Genomic DNA, 12021 nt, shown 5'->3' with positions numbered 1-12021 from the left:
GTTGCCGCACGGTCGTTGCCGCCGGCCCGCTCCCCGCGAGATTCCGTCTGGCCGGCGCCTCGGCACCAGCCATTGGCAGGAACGCTAACATCGGTCACCACGCCCGTCCAGGCATAAAATTTCCTTGCATCACATCGTGCAAGAAAGTTACTACCAAGCGAGGGGGCGTGAAATCGGTTAAGCAGGGCGCAGTCTGGCTGGCGGTAGAGGCGGGTATGCAGGGGACGGAAATCACGCGGCGGATCGATGCCTTGCGCGGCGGATTGAATCCGACGCTGCGCCGCGTCGCGGACCTGGTGCTCGACCGTACCTCGGAGGCCAAGGCCATGAGCATCAAGGAATTGGCGGAAGCCTGCCGGGTGTCGCAATCCTCGGTCAGCCGCTTCGTGCGCGCGGTCGGGGCCGAGAGCTACCAGGATTTCCGCATCATGCTGGCCGAAGGTCTGACCCGGTCGGTCGGCGCGAACCGGACCGGCGAGCCGTCGGTCTATGAAGGCATCGCGCCCGGCGACGATGCCGCGGCGATCATCGCCAAGGTGGCGCGGCGCCAGGCGGAGATCATCCAGGCCGCGAGCATCAGCCTCGATCCCGTTCAGCTGCAGCGGGCGGCCGATCTCGTCGCCGCCCATGACACGCTCGTCTTCTTCGGCGTCGGCTCGTCCCTGCTGGCCGCCGAGGACGGCGTCATGCGCTTCCTGCGCATCGGCAAGGCCTGCGTCTACAATCGCGACGCCAACATCCAGATGTTCTCGGTCGCCGGACTGGCGGGGCGGGCGGTGGCGATCGGCATCAGCGAGTCCGGCCGCACCCGCTCGACCGTCGAGGCCGTGCGCGAGGCGGCCGCCCTCGGCATGCCGTCCATCGCCATCACCTCCGCCGCCGGCTCGCCGCTGGCGCGCAGCGCCGATGCCGTCCTCCTCACGCCGGGCGCGGCGCCGGAGCCGACGGGCGGGGAGGGCATGTATGAATCCATGGTGTCCAAGATGGCGCAGCTCGCCGCCATGGACGCCCTCTACGCCCTCGTCGCCGTGCAGGACCATCAGCGAGCGCTGGCACGGCTCGACTACACCGATGCCGTCATCGTCAGGAGCCGGCTGAAATAGATGCGGAATGGAATGACAGAGAAGATCGAACGGGCCGCCCTGCCGTCCCTCAACCGCCTGTGGCCGTTTGCCGGCGGCGAGATCAGCGACATCGGCGTCGACGGGAGCTATGTGGAGGAGGCGCAGGCGGCGGCGGGGCCGGACGAGATCGTCGCCCGGGTGGACGCCGTGTGCATCTGCTCCTCCGACATCAAGATCATCCGCATGGGCGCCGCCCATCCTTTGTTCGCCGACCGCGACCTCAAGCGTTCGCCGGCGGTGCTCGGCCACGAGATGGCGCTGACCGTCTGCGACGTCGGCGAGCGGTGGAAAGACCGTTTCCGCCCGGGCGACCGCCTCGGCCTGCAGCCGGCGATCATGGTGGACGGCGTGCGCCGCACCGTCGGCATGGACCTTCCGGGCGCCTTCGCCCAGTTCATCCGGCTCGATGCCCGCGTGCTGGCGGGAGCGGGTCCCTATGTCTTCCCGGTGCCCGCAGACATCAGCGCGGCGATCATCGCCATGCTCGAGCCCTATTCCTGCGTCGAGGCCGCCTATCGCCCGAATTGCCGCACCGTGCTCAAGCCCGGCGGCAGCCTGCTCGTCGTCGGCTTCGCCGGCGCGGACGCCGTCGCGCTGGACGTCGCATGCCCGGAGGGGGCGGCGGTGACGCTGGTCGGCGGCGGCGAGGCGGCCGAGGCCTGGGCCGGCCCGCGGCGCGCCGGCGCCTTCGCCACGCTCGACGCCTTCCTCGCCGCGCCGGCCGGCGCGCAGCCCTATGACGACATTCTCGTCCTCGGCCGGCCGGACGTCGCCGCGATCGAGCGTCTGGTGCCGCGCCTGGCCCGCGGCGGGCTGATGGCGCTCGTCGGCGCCGCGACCGAGGCCGCGCCGGTCGTCGTCGATGCCGCCCGCATCCATTATCATGAGCTGTCCTTCCTCGGCGCCCCCGGCCCCTCCGTCGCCGAGGCGTTCGCGCCGTCCCGCCACCGCTTCGCCCCGCGGGCCGGCGGCACCATGCTGATCCTGGGCGCGGGCGGCGCCATGGGCCGCATCCATGTCCACCGGGCGCTGGAACTCGCGGACGGGCCGGCGACCGTCATCGCCGCCTCGCGCAAGGCGGACCGCTGCGCCAGCCTGGAGGCCGATTTCGGCCCGCTGGCGCGCCGGCACGGCAAGAGGCTGGTGGTCGCGCAGGACCACGCGGTGGCGGAGACGGTCGCCCGCCTCGCGCCGGACGGATGCGACGACGTCGCCGTCGTGGCGCCCGAGGTGGAGGCGATCGAGCGGGGAGCCGCGATGATGAAGCCGGACGGCCTGCTGGTGCTCTTCGCCGGCATGGCCTTCGGCAAGGCCTGCCGCCTGCCGCTCGGGCGCATCGCCTCGCAGGGCGCGCGCTTCACCGGCTCGACCGGTTCGACGGTGGCCGACCAGATCGCCGTGCTCGACCGGGTGGTGGAGGGCTCGCTCGACCTGTCCGGCAACCTCGAGGCCGTGGCGGGGTTCGGCGCTTTGCCCGAAGCCCTCGCGGCGGTGAGCGAGGGGCGCGTGTCGGGCAAGATCGCGATCTATCCCGGCCGGCTCGATCTGCCGGTGACGCGCATCGCCGGCCTGCGCCCGGCCGCGGCCGAGGGCACGCGCTGGACGCCGGACGACGAACGCCGCCTGGTCGAGGGCTGACGGGACCGGGGCGGACGGCACGAAGGGCGCCGGATGACCGGCGTCCGGCAAGAAGACGAAACGGGAGGGCGCCAATGGCCCATTGCGTGATCGGCGTGGATATCGGCACCACCGGCACCAAGACTGGCCTCTATGACGAGGCGGGCCGGCTGCTCGGCTCGGCCTTCGAGGAATCGGTGCTGATCTATCCGCAGGCCGGCTGGGTGGAGCAGCGCCCGGACGACATCGAGGGCTCCGTACTGCGCACCATCAGCGCCGCCGTGGCGAAGAGCGGCGTGCGCGGGAGCGACGTCGCGGCCATCGCCATCGACGGCCAGATGGCCGGCGTCTGCACCGTGGACGACGACTGGAACGCGCCGACCCATTACGATTCCTGGCTCGACAATCGCTGCGCCGCCTTCCTGCCGCGCCTCAAGCAGCAGGAGACCGAGATCCTGCGCTCTTCCGGCTGCGCGCCGTCCTACAATCACGGCCCGAAGATCCTCTATTGGCAGCAGGAGCATCCCGAGGCCTGGAGCCGCATCCGCGCCTTCGTCCAGCCGGCGGCCTATGTCGCCGGCCGCATGGCCGGCCTGCGCGGCCGCGACGCCTTCATGGACCGCACCTATCTCAACTTCTCCACCTTCGCCGACACCGCGAACAACCGCTGGAACGACGATCTGCTCGCCGAATTCGGGCTCACGGCGGAAAAGCTGCCCCGCATCGTCGAGCCCTGGGACATCGTCGGCAGGCTGACGCGGGCCGCCGCCGAGGCGACCGGGCTGGTGGAGGGCACGCCCATCGCCGCCGGCTGCGGCGACCAGGCTGCCAATGTGCTCGGCGGCGGCTTCGTCGATCCGGGCATGGTGTATGACGCCGCCGGCACCGCCTCGGTGTTCTCCATCGTGATCGACCGTTTCGCCACCGATACCGCCTACCGGGCGCTGATGACCTGCCCGCATGTCGTGCCCGGGCTCTATTACGCCATGGCCTATGTGGCGGGCGGCGGCCTGAACCTGCGCTGGTTCCGCGACGCGATGTGCGGTGCCGAGAAGGAGGGGTGGCTGTCCGCCGGCCGCGACCCCTATGACGAGCTGGCCGCCCTCGCCGAGACCGCGCCGCCCGGCTCCGACCGGCTGGTGTTCCTGCCCCATCTCGGCGGGCGCAACACGCCCAACAACACCGACATGCGCGGCGCCTTCGTCGGGCTGACCTGGAAGCACGGCAAGGCGCATATGGTGCGCGCCATCATGGAGAGCATCGGCTACGAATATGCGCTCTATCTGCGCTCGGTGCGGACCCTGGCGCCGGACCTCGAGCCCACGCGCGTGTTCGGCATCGGCGGCGGCGCCCGCAGCCAGGCCTTCCGCCAGATCAAGGCCGACATTCTCGGGCTCGACTATGGCCGGCTCGACCGGGACGAGTTCGGCACGCTCGGCAGCGCCATCGTCGCCGGCAAGGCCGTCGGCCTGTTCGACGACATCGCCGCCACCGCGCGCCGCTTCGTCAAGACCGACGGCGCGCTCACCCATCCCTCCCCCGGCAACGCGGCCCTCTACGGGGAGTATGCCGCCTTCTATGCCCGCCTGCTCGACCAGTCGGCCGGCTTCTTCGAGGAGCTTGCGAGGATTGAACGGGCATGACGGCGTGAGGGCTCTCAGGGCACCGGCGTGCCACAGCGCGCCATAGAAGATCCACGCCGTCACCGGCGGCAATTCCGGCTGGCCGAGGCTGACCATCTTGGCTGAAATCGCCGCGAGGGTCGGTGGCCGGCCGGTCGCCGTCGGCGGCGAAACGCAAAATGGCAGGCACTTGGATCCCTGGGGCTTCGGCGAGCAAAGCCTCGTCCCTTCATTTCGGCAGTGTGCGGTTATGTTTGCTACACGATGCTGGATCCACTGGTCTGCATATATGCGAGCAGGTGGACACCAGGTAGACCGACGGCACGCGCCGAAACTCTTGCGCCCACGAAAACGATGAGCCTAAAATGTAATCGGGCGGGGGAAATAAGGCATGCGTGAGTTCTTGTCTGCGGCTATACGATTCGTACTTTTTTGGTCGGTAACTGCTGCCACTGTATTTTCTGCAGAGTTTATATTTTCGTTCATAAATTTTAAGATTGTCTATGGTCGGTTTTTAGATGCGGTTTCAGGCAACGTTGATGAAATAAGCAGGCCGGAATTTGCCTATTCTTTAGCGGGGATAATATTCTCCTCCGGCGTGGGGCTGGCAGTATCCTTTCTTTTATTTCATGTCGCGCCTGTCATCTTCGTGCTTTCACGAGCGCGAAATCTGGTCCGAGCCGCTGTTGGCAACGGCAGGAACGACAAGGAGGTGCGTAGGGCGTTCGCATCAGGTTTCGAGCGGCTGCGCCAGCGGCTGTCACGCCAATGGCTCATCGGTCATTCCTGGATCGAGTTCGAAGAGACACTTGTTGATACTGACAGTACCGACGCTATCGGTAATACTGTGAGACCACAGGTGTTCTTCAACATCAGTGTAGCGCGCGAGAGGCTGGCGGGCCTGAAGATGATGAATGCCGTGCCGGGCTATTTCGTCGGCATCGGCTTGCTGCTGACTTTCATCGGTCTTGTGCTCGCCCTTCATAAGGCAGGCGCTGCCGCTGCGGCAGGTGACTCCACCGTCATGGCCAAGGAGATGGGCGAACTGCTGCAGATCGCGACGTTCAAGTTCTCGACCTCGATCGCCGGGCTCGGCGCCTCGATCATCCTTTCGATCGTTTTCCGTTGGTTCTTCGTGTTGATCGAAAGCGCATTTTACCGCTTCAATGCCGCGCTGGAGCGGGGCTTATTGTATCACGCGCCGCAATCAATCGCGATTGAGATGAGCCGTACCATGCAGGACCAGTTGGTCCAGCTGAAGGACATCACCCAGGGTGACTTTTTCGCACGCATGGGGTCCGAGATCGCACCGCACCTCAATGCCGCGATCAGCGATGCGATGACGCCAATCACAGATCAAATTGGCAGCGCAGTCGGCAGCCTTACGACGAACAGCCAAAGCGGCGTCGAGAGCATGGCACGTTCATTTGCCGAGTCGTTGCAGCATGGTGCCGGTGCAGAAATGCGCGAACTCGCGGCGACGCTGAAGCAGCTTCAGATGTCGATGGTCGAGATGCAGACGGGCGTGCGCGGCAGCGGTGATCAGTTCGCTGCCAAGTTGTCCGAAGCGGCCGACAACCTCAATCGCATGGTGGAGCGTGCTGGCCAAAGCTTTGAAACGAGTTCGACCCAGAGCCGAGACTCACTGGCAGCGGTCGTGGAGACGCTTCGCCAAACGATGGAAAGGGCCAATGCCGATCTGGACACGGCGCTGGGCGCGGCTGCGGGGGGCGCCTCGGCAAAGCTCGAATCTGCGATGGGTAATGTGATGGGCAAGCTCGACGAGCAGATCATTGGCGTTGGCGCGCGTTTCGGTGAACTGGCGCGATCGATGCAGGCGATCGAAGGGGCGCTCGCGAGTCAGAGAGTCGCGCTCGAAGGCGCCTCTGCCGAGGCGCGAAACACTGCGCAGGCCTTTGCGGAAAGCGCGGGTAGCGTTCGAACCGCGACGGCGCCGCTCATGAATGTCGGCGACAAGTTCAGCAGCGCCAGCGAAAAACTGGCCGCGAGCGTGGGAGCGACCTTGGAGACGCTGAATGGCGCCAAGGACCAGATGGCGACGCTGGCGAAGGACCTCCAAGCCACCAATACCACGACCAACGATTTCTGGCGCGACTTCTCCAGCAAGTTCGATGATGTCGATACGGCGCTCGCGAAAGCGGTCAAAGCGCTCTCCGAGTCTACCTCCGATCAGGAACAGCGCTTGCGCGATCATGTGCGGCAGGTTGATCAGGGGCTGACCGAGGCCATCCAGAAGATGTCGCCGATGCTGGCGAGCATTTCGGATAGTGCGGAATCCATTGCCGACAGCCTGGAGAAGAACAGACCAATGGAAGAAGCGGAATAAGACTGCGGCAGGCGGAGCAGAATCATGATCGCGGCCGACGCCGATGAGCATACAGGTACTCACGTTGAGGAAGATGAGAACTATTTCGTGTCAATGACTGACATGATGGTGGGAATCCTCTTCATTTTTATCATCATGCTGATGGTTTTTGCCCTGAACTTCCAGAAGCAAACCGATCAGAGCGAAACTTTGACGAAACAGCAACGGGAGCAGATCGAGAAAGCGCAGGAACTGGCGCGGCAGATCGCGGCGCTCCAGGGGCGCATCGATGATGCCGTGAGCGAAATTCGAAAGGCCGACAACGCACGAAATGGATTGTTGAAAGAAGTGCAGAAACGGCTCGAAGCCGTTAGCGTGAAAGTGACCATCGACCAAAACACTGGCGTGCTGCGCTTGAACGAGAATGCCGTGCACTTCAAGACGGCCAGCGCCGCGCTCGATGCGGCCGCCTCCGTAAACGTTGACAGGGTCTCGCAGGTACTTCTCGATGTTCTACCTGCGTATGTCGAATGTCGTAGGGATGGTGGATGTGCGCAGCCTTCAAGTGGTTACAGGTTAGAGACGGTCTTCATCGAGGGGCACACCGACAAGAATGGTGGGCCTGAGTTGAACTGGCCGTTGTCGACTGCCAGAGCGGTCAATACCTATCGAACGATGGTCGAGAAACATTCTGACCTTCATAAGCTGCTGAATTCCCACAAGGTGGAAGTCATGTCGGTCTCGGGCTACGCCGACACCCGTCCTGCCACCGATCGCGACGAAGACAATCGACGCATCGACCTTCGTTTCGTCATGGAGGCCGATCGGGAAGAGCGCCTCAGCCAGGTGACGAACCTGCTTGAGCAAATGAGGGGCCAAGTCGAGGCGCTGCAGGAATCCGCCCGCGCGGGATTGATCGATGCGGAACACTCACAGAGTGGCGCCCGGTGAGCACACTTCTCAAGGACGCGATTAAGGAGCTTTTAGTCCGGCACAGTCCGTCGACGCCACCGTTGACGGAGCCGTCCCTTCTGCGGCTCGCGCGAAAGCTTCCGGAAGGCCAGGGTGATCTCCCTGGCCCTAAGAATTATGAGGAGATCGCCGTTCGGCTCAAGACGATGCTCGGCCGCGGTGAACGCCTGACCAAAGCGCAGGCGCGCGATGGTGCATGGTGCCTGTGGGGCACACGCGTCGCGATTGCCAAGGAGCCCGATCTGCTCAGGGCTTTCCTGGCTCAGGTCCGGGCGCTGCGGCACAAGGCTTCCTCGCGTGCTCTAGCCTTCTCCTATCTGATCAGCTTCCAGGCTGGTGGCCCGGGATTTGCCACCGTCGCCGATGTGCTGCGTGATGTCACCTCGGTCATGGGCGACCCCTTCGTCGGTCTCCAGCGCAAGCTGCGCATCTTCGATCAGAACGAAGGGCCCCGTCTCATTGGCGATGCGGCTTTCGCCGAGAGGAAATCTCCAGGCGCGGTCCTGGAGGAGAACGGCGTGCTTCTGCAGCAGGTTCTGGCTGGTGGGTATATCGAACCCTGCGCGCGCCAGGTCCTGCAACGCGCTGCCGAAGACAAGCGAATGGCGGCGCTGGAGCGCCTGGAGTTCATCAAGCGCATTGCGGTAAAAACGGACACGCACAAGCTGAACTTCCCCACCCACAAGGATCTGGTCGCAAACGCCCTGCTCCAGCCCTATGTCGGGCGCGAGGCGGAGAAGACCATCAAGGACCGCACGCTCGATTTACTGATCGCTCTGGAAGGGCTGGGTGATCCGCGGACCAAGAGCGGCAACTGGGTCGGCATCCCCGCGGCACGCGATGTCGCCATCAGTTGGCTGACCGAGCAGGCGCTACGTCAGTTCCTCGACGTCGTCGCGGCCGTGAATCCCAACGAGAATTGGCCCTATCGGCGCAAATTCTGGGAAGCGATGCACTCGAGGGGCGTCATCTCCGAAGCCTGGGTCGTGCTCGACGGCCATGGCGCCACCGAGGCGCGCCGGCGATTCGGCAGCCACGCCCGGTTCGGCCGCTTCTCACCGGGCAGCGGCAGCGTCCAGGCCGGTCACGCCGTGCTTTTGCTCAGAATCGGGGGAGGCGTGTGCGCCGAATGGAGTTTCAACGGCAAATGCCGTTTCTGGGTGGATGCGACGCGGGTGGGAGCGCCAAAGCTCTATGAACCGCATTACGGCGCGGATGATCTTCGGCTGGGAAACCGCTACGCACCGGTCGAAGAAATTACCCACGTGCGGCACACGGGAGAGAGTGCTTGGCAGCATAAGGCGGCCAAGCAAATCCATAAAATGTCCGGCGAGCGATTTAATCCGCGAGAATATATGTGAAAGCGTCCTTCGTCCATGAAGTCCAGTCAGACGGCGTTCTGCTGAGGTTACGGCAGCGGCGCTTGCTTAGCTGGCAGGCGGTCCCAGTAAAAGACTGGTCCACTGCCGACGGCAGGCAGGGCGCGGCCGCGCGTTTCCTGCTCCCCGGCGTCGAGACCGGCGCGAGTTTCGAGCGCGACGGCGGCATTTTGCTGCCCCATGCGCTTGTTGCCTCGCTGCCGGCGACCGTGGCCGAAGCCGCCGGCCTGCCGCCGCTCGGCACGCTGTCGATCACCCTCGCCTTCGAAGGCATCATGACCGACACGAGGGCCCGCATCCGTGCCAGCTGGTACGATGAGGCCGACAGGAAGATCCGGATCGAAAGGGTCGGCGCGCTGGCCCGATGGGGCGCGGTCGAAGGCCGCCTCTCCGCACCGCTCTATGCGCTTGCCGAGGCAATCGACGGCTACAATCAGACCGAGGGCAGGGACGCCGATGCCCGCATCGCCGCCTGGGGCGTGGTGCAGGCGGCGCTGAAGCGCACCACCGCCGACGAGCTGCGCAGCAACGACCATTATCTCACCAGCCTGACCGTCTATCAGGCCGGCGCGGTGGCGCTCGACGTCGTCGAGACCGCCTCCGGGCCGGACTTCTTTCCTGTCGTCATGGGACGCGAGAAGGCCGCTACTCTCGAAGACGAGGCTGCGGCGCCCGGCGAGGACGGCGAAGCGCCACCGGCCCAGTTCGACCTCGTCTCGGACGCGCTCCTGCCCCGGCCGCTGCAGCAGCGTTTCTCCCGCGAAATCTTTGCCGGTGCGGGAAAGAGCCGCGACGCCTATGAGCTCGATCGCAACGTCTTCCTCGTCCTCGATCCGTCGCTGAAGACGGCGCTCGACGTCATCCGCCGAAAGCGGGCTGCGCCGAAGGCCGAGCGCATTGCCTTCCTGAAGAATCCGCGGGCCGAGATCGCCGCAGCGATCGGCGGCGATAGCGACGAAACGTCCTTGTCGCTGCTGGTCGAGACCTGGCAATATTCCGCGCGCGTGCTGGGGCTCGGCTTGTGGGAGCCGCCGCCGGTCCCATGGCTGAAGAACAAATCCGGCCAATGGCTGCCCGAACGTTTCCCCTGCCGTATCGGCAACGAAGTGATCGATCTCGACCGTGAGGGCTTCCAGACGCTGAAGGCGGAAGTCAGCCGCGCCGACGCCAGCAACGAAGCCGAGATCACCGTTGAAGGCCGGACATTCCGCGTTGCCGATGTCCAGGACACTTTCGAGCAGCTTGGCTTTGACCGGTTCGGCAATGGCGGTATGGCGGAACCGCCGCCGGAGTATCAAGTGGAGATGGCGCATGCCGAGCCGGCTTCGTCTTCTCAAACAGGCGTCGATGCCGATGAACGACTGGTCATCAGCCAGAACCTCAACGGTGAGGAATTTGCCGTTTCCTATTCGCCACGCGTTACCGCGGTCGGTGCCGGCTTTCCGTTGGCGCCCCTTGTCCTGACACCGCCGAAGCCGCACCAGACGACAGGCTTTGACTGGCTCGTCGCCTGCTACCGCGCCGGTTGGCCGGGCGTGCTGCTCGCCGACGACATGGGCCTGGGGAAGACCTTCCAGGCGCTCGCCTTCCTGGCTTGGGTGAGGGCAAATCGCAGGGCGCTGGGGGGCGGCCGTGGCGCGCAGAACAAGCCGGTGCTGATCGTCGCGCCGACGGCCCTGCTGCGCAACTGGATCGACGAGGCGAGCCGGCATCTCGGAGCAGAGGCGCTTGGCGAGCGCGTCGACGCCTTCGGCTCGTCGCTGCGCCATCTCAAGGGCCCGAAGGACGAGCACTGGACGCCGGAGACGGCCATCCATGTCGATGAACTGCGCAAGGCGGACTGGGTGCTGACCACCTATGAGACTCTGGCCGACAACCACCGTGCTTTCGCGCGGGTCGCTTTCAGCGTTGCCGTCTTCGACGAGGCGCAGAAGATCAAGTCGCCGGGGGCCATCAATACGCAGTCGGCCAAGGCGATGAACGCCGATTTCGTGCTCGGCCTCACCGGCACGCCGATCGAGAACCGGCTCGCTGACATGTGGTGCATCATGGACCGCGTCGTGCCGGGCTATCTCGGCAGCCTCAAGGATTTTGTCTCGACCTATGAGGAGGGCGGTGAAGACGATTTGAAGCGCCTGAAGGAAAAGCTCGACAGGCCTCAGCAGGAAGGCCGCGCCCCGCCGGTGCTGCTGAGACGGATGAAGACGGAGATCCTGGAGGGCCTGCCCAAACGCGAGATCAAGTCCAAACGCGTCGTGATGCCAGCCGAGCAGGCCGAGGCCTACAGCGATGCGGTGCGCAAGGCGCAGACCGGCGGGGCGACGCAAGGAGACATGCTCCGGGCGATCCACGCCTTTCGCGGCGTTTCGCTGCATCCGAGTGGCGCGCGCGAGTGCGACCCGCTGGACAGGGCGTCGGTAGGGCGCTGGTTCGCGCAGTCGGCGCGCATGCGTCACGCCGTCGACGTGCTCAAGGAGGTGTGCGCGTCTGGCGAGAAGGCGCTGGTCTTCATCGAGGATATCGAGGTCCAGGCATTGTTCGCAGCTGCCGTTGCGACGCATTTCGACCTCGGCCGGCAGCCGGCCATCATCAATGGCCAGATACCCGGCGAGAAGCGGCTGGAGATCGTCGAGCGCTTCCAGGCCTCGCCCGCGCCGTTCGACATGCTCGTGCTGTCGCCCAAGGCAGCCGGCGTCGGCTTGACCATCACCGCAGCCAATCATGTCATCCACCTGTCGCGCTGGTGGAATCCCGCGGTCGAGGACCAGTGCAACGATCGCTGCTACCGCATCGGCCAGCTGAAGCCGGTGACGGTGCATGTTCCCATCGCCGTGCACCCGCATTTCGGCGAGGCATCCTTCGACGTTAAGCTTGACGAGCTTTTGCAGCGCAAGCGGCAGCTGTCGCGGAACATGCTCATGCCGCCGGTCGCCGATGGCGATGTCCGGACGCTGTTCGGTGAGACGGTCGGCAAAGCCTGA

7 protein-coding genes are annotated in these 12021 nt (G+C 65.3%); all 7 read left to right on the top strand.

Annotation, left to right across the window (positions count from 1 at the left end; all coding sequences use genetic code 11):
- Nucleotides 1-215: 215 nt before the first annotated feature.
- The 7 genes from J3R73_RS26635 (at nucleotide 216) to J3R73_RS26605 (ending at nucleotide 12021) form a co-directional block, all read left to right on the top strand.
- Nucleotides 216-1103 carry a MurR/RpiR family transcriptional regulator gene (locus J3R73_RS26635; protein ID WP_307434390.1) on the top strand — a complete coding sequence of 296 codons (888 nt, stop codon included), beginning with the start codon at nucleotides 216-218 and terminating at the stop codon, nucleotides 1101-1103.
- A gap of 12 nt (nucleotides 1104-1115) precedes the next feature.
- On the top strand, nucleotides 1116-2762 hold the full coding sequence (locus J3R73_RS26630; protein ID WP_307434387.1) for an alcohol dehydrogenase catalytic domain-containing protein: 1647 nt from the start codon (nucleotides 1116-1118) through the stop codon (nucleotides 2760-2762).
- 74 nt (nucleotides 2763-2836) lie between these two features.
- Nucleotides 2837-4384 carry an FGGY-family carbohydrate kinase gene (locus J3R73_RS26625; protein WP_307434383.1) on the top strand — a complete coding sequence of 516 codons (1548 nt, stop codon included), beginning with the start codon at nucleotides 2837-2839 and terminating at the stop codon, nucleotides 4382-4384.
- A gap of 370 nt (nucleotides 4385-4754) precedes the next feature.
- Nucleotides 4755-6710, top strand: coding sequence for an anti-phage ZorAB system protein ZorA (zorA, locus tag J3R73_RS26620; RefSeq protein WP_307434382.1), 1956 nt, complete (start codon nucleotides 4755-4757; stop codon nucleotides 6708-6710).
- Between the two features lie 24 nt (nucleotides 6711-6734).
- Nucleotides 6735-7640 carry an OmpA family protein gene (locus J3R73_RS26615; protein ID WP_307434380.1) on the top strand — a complete coding sequence of 302 codons (906 nt, stop codon included), beginning with the start codon at nucleotides 6735-6737 and terminating at the stop codon, nucleotides 7638-7640.
- A complete protein-coding gene (locus J3R73_RS26610) occupies nucleotides 7637-9022 on the top strand; it encodes an EH signature domain-containing protein (protein ID WP_307434378.1) in 1386 nt (461 codons plus the stop codon). The genes J3R73_RS26615 and J3R73_RS26610 overlap by 4 nt, the downstream gene beginning before the upstream one ends.
- Before the next feature lie 62 nt (nucleotides 9023-9084).
- Nucleotides 9085-12021, top strand: a complete 2937-nt coding sequence (locus J3R73_RS26605; RefSeq protein WP_307434375.1) for a DEAD/DEAH box helicase — start codon at nucleotides 9085-9087, stop codon at nucleotides 12019-12021.

This window comes from Labrys monachus, assembly GCF_030814655.1.
In the GTDB taxonomy this organism is placed as follows: domain Bacteria; phylum Pseudomonadota; class Alphaproteobacteria; order Rhizobiales; family Labraceae; genus Labrys; species Labrys monacha.
Note: the sequence above shows the minus strand (reverse complement) of the source record. Positions and strands in the feature narration are given on the sequence as shown.